This window comes from Burkholderia ubonensis subsp. mesacidophila, from assembly GCF_002097715.1.
Lineage (GTDB): Bacteria > Pseudomonadota > Gammaproteobacteria > Burkholderiales > Burkholderiaceae > Burkholderia > Burkholderia mesacidophila.
Genome location: NZ_CP020738.1, coordinates 1,416,553 through 1,432,622, shown reverse-complemented (window position 1 = coordinate 1,432,622; position 16,070 = coordinate 1,416,553). Strand labels below are relative to the sequence as shown.

Genomic DNA, 16,070 nt, shown 5'->3' with positions numbered 1-16,070 from the left:
CGGCTGGTCTGCTGCCAGATACAGATCCCGGGAAAACCGACCGATACAGCCGTATGAACTGATGCCTGCACCGCAACAGATTCCCATCCCCTGAATCTGTCGCGCCCGGGCGGGCGTCCCTAACCTGTCGACATGCGATCGCCTCGCACGACGCGACGGCGCGCAACCGGGAACGAAATCGCCATGCGGACTCGACACTACCGGCTGGACGCCGGCCAAAGCCACATCGCGTGGTTCGACAAGGGCAGCCAGGTCATCGTGCTGGACGGCGCGCTCGCCGTCACGCTCCGGCACGGCGGCCTCGACTGGCTGCCGGACGGGCCGCACACCATGCGCCGGGTGCTCGATGCCGGCGACTGCCTGACGATCGAAGCGGCTGGCCATGTGTCGCTCGCACCTGCCGGCGCAGCGGCGGCCAGTACCGCGGTGGTCGCGCCGGAGCCGCGCGCCGGGTGGCGCGGCGTGCTCGACGCGTGGCGGGCGCGCTTGCGGCGCGGGTCGACGACGGCGACGTGACGACCGACCTTCGGCGCCTGTCGATTTGAGAGCCGACCTCGCGACCAGCCCGTCACCGCGCGGCTCGGCGCCGCGCGATCCACTCGAACGCAGCCATCCCCGCCAGCATCGCGACGACAAAACCGATCCCCTTGAGCGATCCGAAGCCGATCGACACGAGCGCGGGCCCCGGACAGAACCCCGCCAGCCCCCAGCCGGCGCCGAACGCCGCGCTGCCCGCCACCAGACGCACGGTCATCGCCCGCGCGGTCGGCAACTGCATCGGCAGACCGAGCCACGACCGCGTGCGGCGCTTCGCCCATGCGAATGCGAGCCCGCCGACGCCCGTCGCACCGGCCATCACGAAGGCGAGCGACGGATCCCAGCCTCCCGCGAGATCGAGAAATCCGAGGACTTTCTGCGGATTGGCCATGCCCGACACGACGAGCCCGCCGCCGAAGACCAGCCCCGCAAGGAATGCGAACCATGCCGCCATGTCAGCCTCCCAACAGGTGCCGCTGCACGAACACGGTCAGGAATCCGACAGCCATGAACGTCGCCGTCGCGACCAGCGAGCGCAGCGACCCGCGCGACAGCCCGCACACGCCGTGGCCGCTCGTGCATCCGCCCGCGTAACGCGTGCCGATCCCGACCAGCAGGCCGGCCGCGATGACGAGGGGCCAGCTCGCGTCGACCTGCGGCGTCGCGCCGATTCCGGCCGCGCGCAACACGACCGGCGCGACGATCAGCCCCGCGACGAACGCCAGCCGCCAGTCGCGCCCGTCCGCACAGGGCGCGAGCAAACCCCCGACGATGCCGCTGATTCCTGCCACGCGCCCGTTGAACGCGACGAACCCTGCGGCCGCCAGCCCGATCAGCACGCCGCCCGCGAGCGACAGCCACGGCGTGAAATGAGACACATCAAGCTGCATCGCGCTTCCCCTTCGGCGCCGGGCCGCAGAATTGCTCGTAGAGCACCGCCATCACCGCGATCGCGGAGGGGCTGTCGAGCGAGTAATGGATGTTCTTGCCTTCGCGGCGTGTGCGGACCAGCGCGTTGTCCCGCAGCACGCCCAGTTGCTGCGACAGCGTCGGCTGACGGATGTCGAGCCGCACTTCGAGATCGCTCACGCAGCGTTCGCCTTGCGACAGCTCGCACAACAGCAACAGCCGGTCGGGATTCGACAGGACCTTCAGCAGCGCGCAGGCCGATTCGGCCGCGGCGCGCATCTGCTCGGGATCGGGAAAGGGGGATGAAGCGTCGGATTTCATCGAAGGCGCCAACAATTTACGATCAAACATTATATTAGTTTATATATCGTTTGTCGCTGAGACGCCCTCCAGTGCGAATCGCACTCGGTGACTGCGCCTTCTTTTCGACTCAAGCCGGCGGTCGTGCAGCGCACGACCGGCCCCGTCAGGCGTCGTCGCCCCCATCCATCACCAGCGTCCCCACCCGCGCCGGCACCAGCGGCGGACGCGGCGCCGGCGGCGTCCAGCCGAACAGCGTCTGCGCGGCCGCGCCGCACACGCGGCCCTGGCAAGCGCCCATCCCGCAGCGCGACTGCAGCTTCGCGGCCGTCCAGCCGGCTTCGTTCACGAGCGCGTCGAAGCGGACGTCCTCGCAGCGGCAGATGAGCGTATCGGGCCGCGCGAGCTTGAGGACCGGCTCCCTGATTGCGAACCGTTCGCGCACCGCATCCGCGAACGCCTGCCAGCGAGCGCGGCGTGTAATCAACTCGGCAAGCCCCGATGTCTGCCCGGTCGCCGCATAACCGGCGATCTCGCCTTCGACCATCGCCAGCTCGCTGCCGCCGACGCCCGTGCACTCGCCTGCCGCGAAATGCCCTTCCCGGCTCGTGCGCTGGTGCGCATCGACCGCCACCGCGCCGTTTTCGATCCGGCAGCCGAGATGGCTCGGCAGCGCCGTGTTCGGCACGAGACCGAATCCGCACGCGAGCCGGTCGCATTCGACGTCGAATTCGCGGCCGCCCTGCCTGATCCGCACACCTTCGAGCCGCTGGTCGCCGAAAGCCTCGACGACCCAGGCATCCGGCCGGTAGACCGGCGTCATCAGCCGCGCCGCCTGCGCGAGCTTCGACGGCCAGCGCCACAACCCGATCCCGAAGCCGATCACGTCCGCCCGCGCGGCCTGTTCGAGCACGTGCAGCACCTGCGCGCCCCGCTCGCGCGCCGTCGCGGCGCTCGCCAGCAGCAGCGGCCCGCTGCCGGCGATCACGGTGCGCTGTCCGCGCACGTCGAGGCCGTGCTTGACCAGCGCCTGCAAGCCGCCCGCGCCGGTGACGCCCGGCAGCGTCCAGCCGGGAAACGGCAGCAGCAGCTCGCGCGCGCCGCAGCACAGGATCAGCGTGCGGTATTCGAGCAGCAGCCCGCGCTCGTCGTCTTCGAGCAGCAGCGTGCCCGGGCTCGCTTCGGCGACGATGCGCGTCGCCGCGAGATGCCGGACGTTCGGTTGCCGCAACACGTCGAGACGCGCGGCCGCAGCCGGCGGTGAAGCGACGCCCGGCCCCTGCCGCCAGATCTGCCCGCCCGCCCGTGGGTTGTCGTCGACGATCGCGACCGATGCGCCGCTTTGCGCCGCCGCCTGCGCGGCGGACAGCCCGGCCGGCCCCGCGCCGACGATCGCGACGTCGACGCTCAGAATCTCGTGTTTCATCGCATTCGCTCCACCTGCATCCCGTCGCTGCACAGCGTCTGGCACGCGAGCCGGCGGCGTCCGTCGATCGTCATCCTGCACTCCTGGCAGATGCCCATCCCGCAAAACGGCGCGCGCGGCGCGCCCGTGCACGACATGCGCGTCGTATCGTCGCCGCTCGACGCGACGGCGGCGGCAACCGTCAGGCCGTCCGCCACCGTCAGCGCACGGCCGTCCAGATGAATGATCATGAGCGTGCTCCTGCAACGCGGGACGTCGACAGGAAGCGCCCCGGCAAATACGGTTCGACGTCGATCGGCGGCCGCTCGCCGAACATCAGCGCGGCTAGCAGCCGCGCGCTGCCCGGCGCGGTCGTGACGCCGAGCCCTTCGTGCCCGACCGCGAGCCACACGCCCGGCTGCGCCGGGTGCTCGCCGAGCAGCGGCAGGCCGTCCGGGCTCGCCGCGCGGAAGCCCGTCCATGAACGAATGCCGTTCAGGTCGGCCAGCGCCGGCAGGTAGCCGACCGCACGGCGCAGCATGCGCGCGAGCACCGGCGGCTCGACGCGCGGATCTTCGGTGTCGAACTGGCGCGACGAGCCGATCAGCAGCTGGCCGGTCGGGCGCGGCTGCACGTTGAACGCGACCGACGTGCCGTCGCTCGCATGCGCGCTCGCCGCATAGCCGAGCTCGACGAGCTGGTGCGACACGCGCCTCGGATAGCGATCGGTGATCAGCAGATGGCCCTTTTTCGGCCGCAGCGGCAGTTCGGGCAGCAGCGTGCGCGCCGCGACGCCGTTCGCGACGACCACGCGTTCCGCGCGCAGCACGTCGCCGTTCGCGAGCGTCACGCTCGGCCCGTCGACCGCGACCACCTTGTCGCGGCGCAACACGATGCCCGGCACGCGCTGGAGCAGCCAGTTCGCCGTCACCGGCGCGTACAGAATGCCGTCGCCGGGAATCCACAGCGCGCCACCGAGCCCGGGCCGCAGCATCGGTTCGAGCGCGGCGAGCACCCCGCTGTCGACCAGCTCGCCGGCCACGCCGTGCGCCGCGAGCGTCGCCTGCTTCGCGCGCGCGAGGTCCATCTCGTTCGAATCGGCCGCGAGCCACAGCGTCCCGCAGTTCCGATACGCGCAGCCTTCCGGCATCTGTCCGCTCAGCCCTCGCCACAACTCGATCGAGAAATGGCTCAGCGCGAGCTCCGCCGCGTTGTCGTCCATCGCGACGAGGTGCCCCATGCCGGCGTCCGTCGCGCCGCCGCTGGCGTCGTCGAGCACCAGCACGCGCAGGCCGCGCTGCGCCAGCTCGTGCGCGCATGCCGCGCCGACGATGCCCGCGCCGATCACGACGACATCGGTCTTCACGTCGCTCACGACACGATGCCCCAGCCGAACGGATCGTCGTCCTCGATCAGCAGCGTCGCTTCCGCGCTCAGGTGCGCGGTGCCGCGGATCGTCGGCACGATGCCGCCGTCGCTTTCGACGTAGCTCGCGTGGAACACGCTGCCGATCACGCTCGCCTGCCGCCACACGACGCCCGGCGCGAGCTTGCCGTCCGCCGCGAGGCACGCGAGCTTCGCGCTCGTGCCGGTGCCGCACGGCGAACGGTCGTACGCGAGGCCCGGGCATAGCACGAAGCTGCGGCTGTCGTGCTCGGGATCGTCGGCGAACAGCTCGATGTGGTCGATCTCGCCGCCGTTCGCGCCGGCGACGCCCGCGCGTTCGAGCCCTTCACGCACGGCCGACGCATACGTGGTCAGCGCCGCGACGTTGTCGCCGGTCACGCGCTGCCCGTGGTCGCTGATCAGGAAGAACCAGTTGCCGCCCCACGCGATGTCGCCCTTCACGGGGCCATGGCCCGGCACGTCGACGACGACGTCCTTCGCATGCCGATACGCGGGCACGTTGCGCACGCTGACCGACAGGTCGTCGTGCAGCGTTGCCTCGACGGTGCCGACCGGCGTTTCGATCCGGTGCACGCCCGGGTTGATGCGCCCCATGTGATGCAGCGTGCGCACGACGCCGATCGTGCCGTGCCCGCACATGCCGAGATAGCCGCTGTTGTTGAAGAAGATCACGCCGGCGGCGGCGTCGGGCGACACCGGCTCGCACAGCAGCGCGCCGACCAGCACGTCGCTGCCGCGCGGCTCGAGGATGCAGGCGGTGCGAAAACGGTCGTGCTCGCGCGCGAGCAGGTCGCGCCGCTCGGCCATCGAGCCGTTGCCGAGCGCAGGAAAACCGGACACGACGAGCCGCGTGGGTTCGCCGCCGGTGTGCGAATCGATGATCTGGATGCGCTTCATCATGCGTCGTCCGAAAGTGGGGAAAGGAGCACAGCTTCCTCCGTCGCGCGTCCGCCCGCTTGTGGATTTTCGATGAGGACGACGACGAAATCGGCACAGTGCGCGGCGCCTTCCCGGCACCGTTCGGCGACTGTGCCGATTTCGTCATGTTGCTCCGGGAAACGACTCAAGCGTGATGGGCGTTTGCACGGCGATACTGGTCACCACACCGACACCTGTCGGCCGACCGATACGAACGTAGGAGATTTCAGTGAGCCGAAACGCCATTCAGTGGACCGGGGTTTTCCCGGCCGTCAGCACCCAGTTCAAGCCGGACTTTTCCCTCGACATCGACGCCACGCACCGCGTGGTGAAGAACCTGGTGAACGACGGCGTGTCGGGCCTCGTGGTCTGCGGCACGGTCGGCGAGAACACGTCGCTGTCGACGTCGGAAAAGCTCCAGGTGATCGAGGCCGCGCGCGACGCGGCCGGCGGCAAGATTCCGGTGATCGCCGGCATCGCCGAGTTCACGACCGAGTTCGCGCGCAACACCGTGCGCGAAGCGCAGCGCGTCGGCGTCGACGGCGTGATGGTGATGCCCGCGCTCGTCTACTCGGCGAAGCCGCACGAGACCGCCGCGCACTTCCGCGCGGTCGCGACGAGCACCGACCTGCCGGTGATGGTCTACAACAACCCGCCGATCTACAAGAACGACGTGACGCCGGACGTGCTGATCGCGCTGCAGGACTGCGAGAACATCGTCTGCTTCAAGGATTCGTCGGGCGACACGCGCCGCTTCATCGACCTGCGCAACGCGGTCGGCGACCGCTTCGTGCTGTTCGCGGGCCTCGACGACGTGGTGGTCGAGAGCATCGCGGTCGGCGCCGAAGGCTGGGTGTCGGGCATGTCGAACGCGTTCCCGAAGGAAGGCGAGACGCTGTTCCGCCTCGCGAAGCAGAAGCGTTTCGACGAAGCGCTCGCGCTGTATCGCTGGTTCATGCCGCTGCTGCACCTCGACGCGCGCCCGGACCTCGTGCAGTGCATCAAGCTGTGCGAAGAGCTGGTCGGCCGCGGCAGCGCGGTCACGCGCCCGCCGCGTCTCGCGCTGCAGGGCGACACGCTCGCGGAAGTGAAGGCGATCGTCGCGAAGGCGCTCGAAACGCGCCCGACGTTGCCCGACGTCGGTCTCTGACCGGCTTGCCCGGCGGCGGCGCAACGGCTTTCCCCGCCGCGCCGCCGCCTCCGGTCAGGCATGGCCCGCACGGGCCCGCCCCGGTCGATCGAACCGGGCGCCGCCGGCCGGCAGGCGCGCGCCGCCGCTCCGTCGGAGCGCGGCGCGATTTCCGCCTGTGCCGACATTCCCATAGGAGACAAAGCCCATGCCAGGCCAAGGCAATGCACAACCGTCCGTGCCGCTTTCCCGTTCCGCGCACCCCGACGCGGGTCACGGCAAGTTCAAGAAACAGCTGTCGCTGACCGACCTCACGTTCATCGGTCTCGGCGCCATTTTTGGGTCGGGGTGGCTGTTCGCCGCGAGTCACGTGTCGACGATCGCGGGCCCGGCCGGCATCTTCTCGTGGCTGCTCGGCGGCTTCGCGGTGCTGCTGCTCGGCATCGTCTACTGCGAGCTCGGCGCCGCGCTGCCGCGCGCGGGCGGCGTGGTCCGCTACCCGGTGTTCTCGCACGGCCCGCTGCTCGGCTACCTGATGGGCTTCATCACGCTGATCGCCTTTTCGAGCCTGATCGCGATCGAAGTCGTCGCCGCGCGCCAGTACGCGGCCGCGTGGTTTCCGGGCCTGACGGTCGAAGGGTCGAGCGACCCGACGACGCTCGGCTGGCTCGTGCAGGCAGCGCTCCTCGGTTTCTTCTTCTACCTGAACTATTCGAGCGTGAAGACGTTCGCGAAGGCGAACAACATCATCAGCCTCTTCAAGTTCATCGTGCCGCTCGCGGTGATCGCGGTGCTGTTCACGTTCTTCAAGCCCGCGAACCTGACGCTCCACGGCTTCGCGCCGTTCGGCATGCCGGGCATCGAGATGGCGGTGTCGGCGGGCGGCATCATCTTCGCGTACCTCGGGCTCACGCCGATCGTGTCGGTCGCGAGCGAGGTGCGCAATCCGCAGCGCACGATCCCGATCGCGCTGATCCTGTCGATCCTGCTGTCGACGCTGATCTACGTGCTGCTGCAGCTCGCATTCATCGGCAGCATTCCGACCGGCATGCTCGCCGCCGGTTGGCACGACGTCAGCAAGGCATTCTCGCTGCCGTACCGCGACATCGCGCTCGCGCTCGGCGTCGGCTGGCTCGCGGTGATGGTCGTCGCCGACGCGATGATCTCGCCGAGCGGCTGCGGCAACATCTACATGAACGCGACGCCGCGCGTCGTCTACGGCTGGGCGAAGACCGGCACCTTCTTCAAGGTGTTCACGCGCATCGACGAGGCGTCCGGCATTCCGCGCGCGGGCCTATGGCTGACCTTCGGCCTCGCGATCTTCTGGACGCTGCCGTTCCCGTCGTGGGAAGCGCTGATCAACATCGTGTCGGCCGCGCTGGTGCTCAGCTACGCGGTCGCGCCCGTGTCGGTCGCGGCACTGCGCCGCACCGCGCCCGACCTGCCGCGGCCGTTCCGCGCGAGCGCGTTCGGCATCACCGGCCCCGCGTCGTTCGTGATCGCCGCGCTGATCGTCTACTGGTCGGGCTGGAGCACCGTGTCCTGGCTGCTCGGCCTGCAGATCGTGATGTTCGTCATCTACCTCGCGTGCCGCCGCTGGGTGCCGACCGCGCACCTGAGCCTCGCCGAGCAGGTGCGTTCGTCCGCGTGGCTGATCGCGTTCTATGCGGCGATGATCGTCGCGTCGTATTTCGGCGGCTTCGGCGGCACGGGCCGGCTCGCGCATCCGTACGACACGCTCGTCGTCGCGGCGATCGCGCTCGTCATCTATTACTGGGGCGCGCATACCGGCGTGCCGTCCGCGAAGCTGCAGCTCGAGGACGACGAAGGCTGATACCCCCTTCCCTTTTTTCATCGGCCGGGCCGTGCGCCCGGCCCGCACTTTTTCCGAGGAGAACCATGCAACTCACAGGTCAGCTTTTGATCGGCTCCGCTGCCGTCAACGGGCAGAACGGCACCCTCCACGCGATCGCCGCCGCAACCGGCGAACGGCTCGAACCCGCGTTCGGCGGCGCGAGCCTGCACGACCTGGAGACGGCCTGCGCGCTCGCCGACGACGCGTTCGACACCTATCGCGAGACGAGCCTCGAAGCGCGCGCCGCGTTTCTCGACGCGATCGGCCGCAACATCATGGCGCTCGGCGACGCGCTGATCGAGCGCTGCGCCGCCGAATCCGGGCTGCCGCGCGCACGCGTCGAAGGCGAGCGCGGCCGCACGGTCGGCCAGCTCGCGCTGTTCGCGTCGGTCGTGCGCGACGGCGCCTTCCTCGACGCGCGCATCGATCCCGCCCGCCCCGATCGCAAGCCGCTGCCGCGCGTCGACCTGCGGCTGCGCAACGTCGCGATCGGGCCGGTTGCCGTGTTCGGCGCGTCGAACTTCCCGCTCGCGTTTTCGGTGGCGGGCGGCGACACGGCGTCGGCGCTCGCGGCCGGCTGCCCGGTGATCGTCAAGGCGCATTCCGCGCATCCGGGCACGTCGGAGCTCGTCGGCCGCGCGATCCAGCAGGCGGTGCGCGAATGCGGCTTGCCGGCCGGCGTGTTCTCGCTGCTGTTCGACGCGTCGCGCGAGATCGGCCAGGCGCTCGTCGCCGATCCGCGCATCAAGGCGGTCGGCTTCACCGGCTCGCGTCGCGGTGGCGTCGCGCTGATGCACATCGCGGCCAAGCGCGACGAGCCGATCCCCGTCTATGCGGAAATGAGCTCGATCAATCCGGTGCTGCTGCTGCCCGACGCGCTCGCCGCGCGGCACGACGCGATCGCGCAGCAGTTCGTCGCGTCGCTGACGCTCGGCGCCGGCCAGTTCTGCACGAACCCGGGTCTCGTGCTCGGCGTCGACGGGCCCGCGCTGCGCGCGTTCGAGGCAGCCGCGGCGGCCGCGGCGCGCGCGGCCGCGGCACAGACGATGCTGACGCCGCACATCCACGCGAGCTACTGCGACGGCATTGCGGCGCTGCGCGCGCACGACGCGGTCGACACGCTCGCCGAAGGCGTCGAAGGCGACCGCTACCAGGCGCGCGCCGCGCTGTTCGCGACGTCGGCGGATGCGTTCATCGCGCGGCCCGAGCTGCGCGACGAAGTGTTCGGCCCCGCGTCGCTGATCGTCCGCTGCCTGGACGCCGACACGCTGCACCGCGTGCTGAAGTCGCTCGATGGCCAGCTCACGATCGCCGCGCATCTCGCCGACGGCGACGCACCGCTGTTCGCGAAGCTGCTGCCGACGCTCGAGCGCAAGGCCGGCCGCATCCTCGTCAACGGCTTCGGCACCGGCGTCGAAGTCGGGCATGCGATGGTGCACGGCGGCCCGTTCCCGGCGACGTCCGACACGCGCACGACGTCGGTCGGCGCGCGCGCGATCGAACGCTTCCTGCGGCCGGTGTCGTATCAGGACGTGCCGGCCGCGCTGCTGCCGGCGGCGCTGCGCGACGGCAATCCGCTGCACGTCGCGCAGCGCATCGACGGCGTCGTGGTGCTGCCGAAGGAGGCGCGCGATGTCTGACGCGAACGAAGTCGTCCTGTCGCTCGACGACGTGCACGCGCTCGCGCTGCGCGTGCTGACCCGCCACGGGATGTCCGACGCGCATGCGCGCGCGATCGCGAACGTGATCACGCAAGGCCAGCGCGACGAGTGCCATTCGCACGGCGTGTACCGGCTGCTCGTCTGCGTGCGCTCGCTGAAGAAGGGCAAGGTCGATCCGCAGGCCGTGCCGACGCTGCGCCGGCTGTCGTCGTCGATCGTCGCCGTCGACGCGCATCGCGGCTTCTCGCTGCTGAGCTTCGAGACGGGCCTGCCGGTGCTGGTTGAAATGGCGAAGCAGCACGGCATCGCGGCGATGGCGATCAACCACTGCTATCACTTCTCCGCGCTGTGGCCCGAGGTCGAGGCAATCGCGGCCGAAGGCCTCGTCGGCATCGCGATGAATCCGAGCCATAGCTGGGTCGCGCCGGAAGGCGGCAACCAGCCCGTGTTCGGCACCAATCCGATCGCGTTCGCGTGGCCGCGGCCGGGCGGCCTGCCGTTCGTGTTCGATTTCGCGACGAGCGCGATCGCGCGCGGCGACATCGAGCTGCACGCGAAGCAAGGCAAGCCGATTCCGCCGCACTGGGCGATCGACGCCGACGGGCAGCCGACCACCGACCCGAAAGCCGCGCTGCAGGGCGCGATGCGCACGTTCGGCGGTCACAAGGGCTCGGCGCTCGCAGCGATGGTCGAGCTGCTCGGCGGCGCGCTGATCGGCGACCTGACGAGCCAGGAGTCGATGGCGTTCGACGAGGGCGTCGGCGCGACGCCGTGTCATGGCGAGCTCGTGATCGCGTTCGATCCGAAGGTGTTCCTCGGCGACGATCTCGACGCGGGGCTCGCGCGCGGCGAACGGATGCTCGAATCGATCGTCGCGCAGGGCGCGCGGCTGCCGTCGCAGCGGCGCTTCGACGCCCGCGCGCGCAGCGCGGCGAACGGCGTGCGAATTCCGCGGCCGCTTTACGAGGAAATCCTCGCGCTGCTCGATTGATGCGCGACACGCATCGTCCGCGGGCGCAATGCGTGCGGACGATGCGGTACTTGCCCATGCATGCGATCGCGGGACGTGACGACGGACGTTCGGCAAACACCGGTCCCGCCTGCCGTTGCGTACATCGCTTCCCCCGGCGTCTGTGCTCTCCCTCTTCCTGCCCGCGTATTTCCCCGCTTCGCATTCGCGCACCTTAAGGCTGTCATAAGGCTCGCGCGACGATGATCCCTTCAGCGGCGGCCCCGCGCCCCTTTCGGCGTGCCGCGCCGGCCGCCCCACCGAATCGCCCGAAGGAGTCGCCATGTCCGATACCCCGTGCCAGACCGTCCGTCACGACCGGCTCACGCGCCTGTTCCACTGGAGCATGGTGCTGCTGGTCGCCGCTCAGTTCGCCATCGGCTGGACCATGCCGGATGTCCACGGCATCACGCCGCCGCTCGGGCTCGTGCTGCTGCACGTGAATCTGGGCGTGTTGCTCCTGCTGGTCGCGGTGCCGCGCCTGCTGTGGTCCGGCGCGCGCAGGGCCATTGCGCCGGTCGAGCAGCCTGCGGCCTTGGCGTTCGTGGCGAACGTCACGCACAAGCTGCTTTACGCGTCGCTGATCGTGGTGCCGGTGCTCGGCTGGCTGAACGCGAACGGCCGCACCTGGCATGTCGGGCTCGGCAACGCGATTCCGTTGCCGGCGATCGCCGCGCCGCATTCGCTCGGCGCGTCGATCGGCGAGCTGCACAGCGCATGGGCAACCGCGCTCGCCATCCTGGTCGGCCTGCATGCGTGCGCGGCGCTTGCACACCGCTTCGTCATGAAGGACGGCGTGCTCGCACGGATGCTCTGATACGCGGATCCACGCGAAGCGATGTCGCGCCCGCCGGCGTCCGCCGTCGACGGCACGCATCGCCCGCTTTCAGCCCGGGGCTTCCGGGCTCTTTTTGCGTCGCACTCCGGTCAGGCGACGGCGCCGATCCGGTCACTCGTGCCGGAAATCTCCGCCGTGTGCGCCGCCCCCACCGCCACCTCCGCCGCCTTGCCGGCCGCCGAAGCTGCCGTGTTCACCGCCGCCGCCACCACCCTGATGACCTTGCTGCGGCATCACGACGGCTGGCGCCGGTGCATGCATGGTGGCCGCCGGGCCCGGCGCGCGCATGTTCCCGCCGCCTTGCGGCACGGGCATCGGCGCAGGCGCCGGCATGGGCGCCGGAGCCGGCGTGCGGATGCCGCCGGTCCAGCCGCCGCGCGTGGCCGACGGCCGCGTGTCACGCCCGCCGTGCTCGGCCGGCCGCCCGCCCACGCCCGGCATCACGACAGCCGGCGGCTCGTTCAGCTGCGGATGACCGCGTCCCGGCCCGACGCCGCCCGGGCCGATGCGCGGCTCGGCGCGATGGTGCATGAAGCGGTCGCGGTCGTGGAAGAACGGCCGGTCGCGATAGAAATTGTCCCAGTACGGCACGATCGCGAACGCCACGATCGGGAAGCCGAGTTCGGCCCCGTAATCGAGCAGCGGCACCTCGCCGCCCTGGTACGAATAGTCGAGCAGCCCCGCGTAGATCCACCCGCGCAAGCCCGGCACGGCGACGTCGCACCACGTGTAATCGCTGATGCAGCCGATCACGGACACCAGCGTGCCCTCCGGAAGCTGGGCGACGAGCGGATAGTCCTGCGCCGGCCCTGCCCGCAGGTTGGCCGGTGCGTTCGTGTACGCCGCGGTCTGCGCGTCGGCCGCGCCCGGCACGCCCAGCAGACCGAAAAGGACGATGCACAGGCATCGGACGATCGTGTTTCTCATAGCGTTCTCCCGCACCGCACGGGCGCGCATCGCGTCACCGGATGTCGCGCCGCCATCGCCCGCGGCTCAGCGCCCATGCCCGCCGCCGAAATGACCGGTGTTCCAGTGGCCGCCACCCCAGTGCCCGCCGCCCCAGTGCCCGCCGCCCATGTGGTGATGATGGAAGTGGCCGCCGCCAAATCGGCCGCTGAATCCGAAGCCGATCGCGAGCGGCGGCCAGCAGCAGTCGTACCAGCCGGGGTAGTAATACGGGTACGGATACGGTGCATAGACCGGCGCCGGGTAGACCGGCACGGTGGCGTCGGGCACGGTCGTGGCCAACACGTCCGGCGGCGTGGTTGCACTGTCCGGCGTGGCGGGCGCCTGCGACACCGTCGCCGGTGCATAGTACGGCGTGTAGTACGGCGCATAGCCGTACGGACTCGAGTAGTAGCAGCCGCCGAGCGTCAGCGCAGCCAGCGCAACGGCAGCGGGCCTGATCGCAGAAATCGGTTTCATGTCACGCTCCGGCAGAATCGGCGCGACGCAATCCCGCGCGCGCCCACGCTTCTAGCTTACGTCTCCCGCACATTTCGGTACGTATGATCAGTTACTGTTTGTTTCATGCGCCGGCGAGCCGGCCCGCGCCGCCGAAGCGCGCTCCGGCCGGCGTCAGTCCCGCAGCGTCAGCATGCCGGTCGCATCCGCGCACACGTGCGTGCCGAACACGGCGCTTTCCCGTTCGAGCGTGTCGGCGAGCCACGCGACACCCTCGTCCGGCGCGCGACGCACGCTCAGTTGCCGGATCTGCATCGGCGCCATGAACAGGTCGCACAGCGCGCCGCTTGCCGTGTCGACCAGCGGGAAGTACATCAGCGCGAGGTCCGGCCGGAACGCGCGGTAGCCGGCGATGCCTTCGTAGTCGTTCAGGAAATCGCCGCAGCCGTAGAGGATCAAGCGGCCGCGATAGCGTTCGATCCCGCGCACGTGATGCGACGAATGGCCGTACACGATGTCGACGCCACCCGTATCGATCAGCCGGTGCGCGAACCCGCGCTCGTCGGCGCTCGCCGCGTATCCCCAGTTGCCACCCCAATGCAGCGACACGACGTTCACGTCGCCGGCCGCGCGGCGGGCTTGAGCGAGGCCGCGCCCGATCGCCTCCGCGCGCTCGGGCGACAGGTCCGGCAGCAGGTTGACGCCCGCGTGCCCGCTGCGCGCGGCCCACGCGTCGGGCACGCCAGCGCTCGGCGACGCGAACGCGCCGATGCGCACCCGCACGCCGCCTGCGCATTCGACGACAGCCGGCGCGGCCGCCTCCGCCGCGTCGCGCCCCGCGCCGACCGGACGGATCCCCGCGCGCACGAGCGTTGCGAGCGTGTCGTCGAGGCCCGCGCGCCCCCAGTCCAGCGTGTGGTTGTTCGCGAGCACGCAGCAGTCGAGACGCGCGCGCAGCAGGCAGCCGACATTGTCCGGATGCATCCGGTACAGCACCGTCTTGCCGGGCCAGCGGTCGTCGCTGGCCGTGACGGCCGTCTCGAGATTGACGATCCGCGCGTCCGGCTGCACGCGATCCAGCACGCCGAGCGCGTCGCCCCACGGATACGCGTCGTCGCGTGCGGACGGCAGCCGGCCGTTCGCCTGCTCGGCGAGCCGCACGTAGTCGCGCGCGGAGCCGCATACCGGCTCGAACAGGCGCGGATCGCCCGGATGCGGCAGGATCTGGTCGATCCCGCGCCCCGTCATCACGTCGCCGCACAGGAACAGGCGCGCGCAGCCTGCGGGCCGCGCGTCGCGCGCCGCGCTCATCGCCGCAGCAGCCAGACCAGCACCGTCAGCGCGACCGACAGCACCGCGCACGTCGCCAGCGGAACGTAGAGGCTGAACCCGTCGCGCACGATGTGGAAGTCGCCCGGCAGGCGGCCGAGCGGAAGCCGCGCGAGCCAGCGCCAGCCAAGGCTCGCGGCGACCAGCAGCAATCCGCAGATCAGAAGCGTTCGTTGCATCGCAGCCCTCCTGCGTTGAATCCTTTCGCATAGCGTAACGCCGCGCGGCCGGACCGGGGGATCACGTCCGCGCGCCGGCTGCGCGCCTGTGCAACGTTTGCCATTGACGCGCATCAACTTTTCGCATTTTGTGTTCCGGACAATCGTGAATGGTCCCGGACACGGCGCGACGCGCCCCCTCCGTTTGCACCCAACGCGCTTGATCGCCCATGCAGACGACCGACAGCCGCAATGACGAGGAAAACCGGAAGATCGCCAGTTGCCTGCGCGAGGCGGCCGAGCGCCTGGCCGACCAGGGGGCGAACGCGTACCGGGCCGGCGCATACCGCGCGGCGGCGGACACGATCGACGGTCTCGGGCAGGATGTCCGGACTCTCTTCAACGCCGGCGGGGTCGATGCGCTCGACGCGCTGCCGCGGATCGGCACGGGCATTGCGCAGGCGATCGCCGAGCTGCTGCTCGCCGGCCGCTGGCGGCAGCTGGAGCGGCTGCGCGGCGACACGGTGTCGGCGTCGCCGTTCGAGGCCGTGCCCGGCATCGGCCGCGAACTCGCGATGCGCATTCACGACGCGCTGCACATCGGCACGCTCGAGGATCTCGAGGCGGCCGCCCGCACCGGCCGGCTCGAAACCGTGGCGGGCGTCGGCCCGCGCCGCGCGGCGGGCATTCGCGCGGCGCTCGACGAGGTGCTGAGCCGCCGGCGGCGGTGGCACGGCTCGACGCGCGACACCAGCCTCGGCGCGGAGCCGCCGGTCGAACTGCTTCTGTATGTCGATCGTATCTATCGCGCAAGGGCTGCCGCCGGTGCGCTGCCGGCCATCGCGCCGAAGCGCGTGGTACCGGACGCCCGGCCGCCGCTTCCCGTGCTGCATCTCACGAAAGGCGGCTGGCATTTCACAGCGCTGTTCATGCATACCGGGCGCGCGCATGAGCCTGGCCGCACCACGGCCGACTGGGTCGCAATGTACTTCTATGACGACGTGCTAAGGGAGCATGAGCGCACGGTGTTCACCGAAGCGCATGGTGTGCTGGCCGGCAAGCGGGTCGTGCGCGGGCGGGAAAGGGAGTGTGAGGTGTATTACGCTGGGTGAGGTGGCGTGATGGTTCCTAAATTAAGGTTCGTCGAGGCTTACCGGGGAATGCGGGGTAGAGCGTCGGCGTTCGGCCACCTATAGACGATCGACCATCGC

Annotated in this window: 18 protein-coding genes; 7 read left to right on the top strand and 11 right to left on the bottom strand. The window is 70.3% G+C overall.

Translation table 11 applies throughout. From position 1 onward, the window contains the following. Positions 1–183 precede the first annotated feature (183 nt). Positions 184–516 carry a hypothetical protein gene (locus B7P44_RS23985; RefSeq protein ID WP_084908460.1) on the top strand — a complete coding sequence of 111 codons (333 nt, stop codon included), beginning with the start codon at positions 184–186 and terminating at the stop codon, positions 514–516. Between the two features lie 52 nt (positions 517–568). Here the strand turns inward: B7P44_RS23985 and B7P44_RS23980 are convergent, their stop codons facing one another. From B7P44_RS23980 to B7P44_RS23950, 7 genes are all read right to left on the bottom strand, one after another. Further along, positions 569–991: a DUF6691 family protein gene (locus B7P44_RS23980; protein WP_084908459.1), complete on the bottom strand. Its 423-nt coding sequence runs from the start codon at positions 989–991 to the stop codon at positions 569–571. Between the two features lies 1 nt (position 992). Beyond that, positions 993–1,427, bottom strand: a complete 435-nt coding sequence (locus tag B7P44_RS23975; protein WP_084908458.1) for a YeeE/YedE family protein — start codon at positions 1,425–1,427, stop codon at positions 993–995. Then, positions 1,417–1,767, bottom strand: coding sequence for an ArsR/SmtB family transcription factor (locus B7P44_RS23970; RefSeq protein ID WP_084908457.1), 351 nt, complete (start codon positions 1,765–1,767; stop codon positions 1,417–1,419). Before B7P44_RS23970 ends, B7P44_RS23975 begins: the two co-directional genes overlap by 11 nt. A 145-nt stretch (positions 1,768–1,912) precedes the next feature. After that, complete coding sequence (locus B7P44_RS23965; RefSeq protein ID WP_084908456.1) at positions 1,913–3,172, bottom strand: NAD(P)/FAD-dependent oxidoreductase; 1,260 nt, start codon at positions 3,170–3,172, stop codon at positions 1,913–1,915. Then, positions 3,169–3,402, bottom strand: coding sequence for a (2Fe-2S)-binding protein (locus B7P44_RS23960; protein WP_084908455.1), 234 nt, complete (start codon positions 3,400–3,402; stop codon positions 3,169–3,171). Before B7P44_RS23960 ends, B7P44_RS23965 begins: the two co-directional genes overlap by 4 nt. Continuing rightward, positions 3,399–4,526: an NAD(P)/FAD-dependent oxidoreductase gene (locus B7P44_RS23955; protein WP_084908454.1), complete on the bottom strand. Its 1,128-nt coding sequence runs from the start codon at positions 4,524–4,526 to the stop codon at positions 3,399–3,401. Before B7P44_RS23955 ends, B7P44_RS23960 begins: the two co-directional genes overlap by 4 nt. Then, a complete protein-coding gene (locus B7P44_RS23950) occupies positions 4,523–5,455 on the bottom strand; it encodes a 4-hydroxyproline epimerase (protein WP_167389840.1) in 933 nt (310 codons plus the stop codon). The genes B7P44_RS23955 and B7P44_RS23950 overlap by 4 nt, the downstream gene beginning before the upstream one ends. A gap of 250 nt (positions 5,456–5,705) precedes the next feature. Here B7P44_RS23950 and B7P44_RS23940 point away from each other — a divergent pair, with 250 nt between their 5' ends. From B7P44_RS23940 to B7P44_RS23920, 5 genes are all read left to right on the top strand, one after another. Then, entirely contained in the window at positions 5,706–6,626 is a 921-nt protein-coding gene (locus B7P44_RS23940; RefSeq protein WP_069259696.1) for a dihydrodipicolinate synthase family protein, read from the top strand. Between the two features lie 187 nt (positions 6,627–6,813). After that, entirely contained in the window at positions 6,814–8,439 is a 1,626-nt protein-coding gene (locus tag B7P44_RS23935) for an APC family permease (protein ID WP_084908452.1), read from the top strand. A gap of 65 nt (positions 8,440–8,504) precedes the next feature. Next, entirely contained in the window at positions 8,505–10,100 is a 1,596-nt protein-coding gene (locus B7P44_RS23930) for an aldehyde dehydrogenase (NADP(+)) (protein ID WP_084908451.1), read from the top strand. Then, positions 10,093–11,112 carry an Ldh family oxidoreductase gene (locus tag B7P44_RS23925; protein WP_084908450.1) on the top strand — a complete coding sequence of 340 codons (1,020 nt, stop codon included), beginning with the start codon at positions 10,093–10,095 and terminating at the stop codon, positions 11,110–11,112. Before B7P44_RS23930 ends, B7P44_RS23925 begins: the two co-directional genes overlap by 8 nt. A gap of 301 nt (positions 11,113–11,413) precedes the next feature. Next, positions 11,414–11,947, top strand: coding sequence for a cytochrome b (locus B7P44_RS23920; protein WP_084908449.1), 534 nt, complete (start codon positions 11,414–11,416; stop codon positions 11,945–11,947). A 132-nt stretch (positions 11,948–12,079) separates the two neighbouring features. Here B7P44_RS23920 and B7P44_RS23915 read toward each other — a convergent pair whose 3' ends face one another. From B7P44_RS23915 to B7P44_RS23900, 4 genes are all read right to left on the bottom strand, one after another. Continuing rightward, positions 12,080–12,895 (bottom strand): SH3 domain-containing protein, encoded by an 816-nt coding sequence (locus B7P44_RS23915; RefSeq protein ID WP_084908448.1) that lies wholly within the window; start codon positions 12,893–12,895, stop codon positions 12,080–12,082. Between the two features lie 66 nt (positions 12,896–12,961). Continuing rightward, positions 12,962–13,393: a hypothetical protein gene (locus tag B7P44_RS23910; RefSeq protein WP_084908447.1), complete on the bottom strand. Its 432-nt coding sequence runs from the start codon at positions 13,391–13,393 to the stop codon at positions 12,962–12,964. A gap of 153 nt (positions 13,394–13,546) precedes the next feature. Continuing rightward, on the bottom strand, positions 13,547–14,683 hold the full coding sequence (locus tag B7P44_RS23905) for a CapA family protein (protein WP_084908446.1): 1,137 nt from the start codon (positions 14,681–14,683) through the stop codon (positions 13,547–13,549). Then, entirely contained in the window at positions 14,680–14,880 is a 201-nt protein-coding gene (locus B7P44_RS23900) for a DUF2905 domain-containing protein (RefSeq protein WP_084908445.1), read from the bottom strand. Before B7P44_RS23900 ends, B7P44_RS23905 begins: the two co-directional genes overlap by 4 nt. 209 nt (positions 14,881–15,089) lie before the next feature. Here B7P44_RS23900 and B7P44_RS23895 point away from each other — a divergent pair, with 209 nt between their 5' ends. Then, positions 15,090–15,971, top strand: coding sequence for a helix-hairpin-helix domain-containing protein (locus tag B7P44_RS23895; RefSeq protein ID WP_084908444.1), 882 nt, complete (start codon positions 15,090–15,092; stop codon positions 15,969–15,971). Positions 15,972–16,070 lie beyond the last annotated feature (99 nt).

Bases quoted from the DNA above. Each gene is read 5' to 3' on its own strand.
- B7P44_RS23985 (WP_084908460.1), top strand. From the start codon at position 184: ATGCGGACTCGACACTACCGGCTGGACGCCGGCCAAAGCCACATCGCG.
- B7P44_RS23980 (WP_084908459.1), bottom strand. From the start codon at position 991: ATGGCGGCATGGTTCGCATTCCTTGCGGGGCTGGTCTTCGGCGGCGGG.
- B7P44_RS23975 (WP_084908458.1), bottom strand. From the start codon at position 1,427: ATGCAGCTTGATGTGTCTCATTTCACGCCGTGGCTGTCGCTCGCGGGC.
- B7P44_RS23970 (WP_084908457.1), bottom strand. From the start codon at position 1,767: ATGAAATCCGACGCTTCATCCCCCTTTCCCGATCCCGAGCAGATGCGC.
- B7P44_RS23965 (WP_084908456.1), bottom strand. From the start codon at position 3,172: ATGAAACACGAGATTCTGAGCGTCGACGTCGCGATCGTCGGCGCGGGG.
- B7P44_RS23960 (WP_084908455.1), bottom strand. From the start codon at position 3,402: ATGATCATTCATCTGGACGGCCGTGCGCTGACGGTGGCGGACGGCCTG.
- B7P44_RS23950 (WP_167389840.1), bottom strand. From the start codon at position 5,455: ATGAAGCGCATCCAGATCATCGATTCGCACACCGGCGGCGAACCCACG.
- B7P44_RS23935 (WP_084908452.1), top strand. From the start codon at position 6,814: ATGCCAGGCCAAGGCAATGCACAACCGTCCGTGCCGCTTTCCCGTTCC.
- B7P44_RS23930 (WP_084908451.1), top strand. From the start codon at position 8,505: ATGCAACTCACAGGTCAGCTTTTGATCGGCTCCGCTGCCGTCAACGGG.
- B7P44_RS23925 (WP_084908450.1), top strand. From the start codon at position 10,093: ATGTCTGACGCGAACGAAGTCGTCCTGTCGCTCGACGACGTGCACGCG.
- B7P44_RS23920 (WP_084908449.1), top strand. From the start codon at position 11,414: ATGTCCGATACCCCGTGCCAGACCGTCCGTCACGACCGGCTCACGCGC.
- B7P44_RS23915 (WP_084908448.1), bottom strand. From the start codon at position 12,895: ATGAGAAACACGATCGTCCGATGCCTGTGCATCGTCCTTTTCGGTCTG.
- B7P44_RS23910 (WP_084908447.1), bottom strand. From the start codon at position 13,393: ATGAAACCGATTTCTGCGATCAGGCCCGCTGCCGTTGCGCTGGCTGCG.
- B7P44_RS23905 (WP_084908446.1), bottom strand. From the start codon at position 14,683: ATGAGCGCGGCGCGCGACGCGCGGCCCGCAGGCTGCGCGCGCCTGTTC.
- B7P44_RS23900 (WP_084908445.1), bottom strand. From the start codon at position 14,880: ATGCAACGAACGCTTCTGATCTGCGGATTGCTGCTGGTCGCCGCGAGC.
- B7P44_RS23895 (WP_084908444.1), top strand. From the start codon at position 15,090: ATGCAGACGACCGACAGCCGCAATGACGAGGAAAACCGGAAGATCGCC.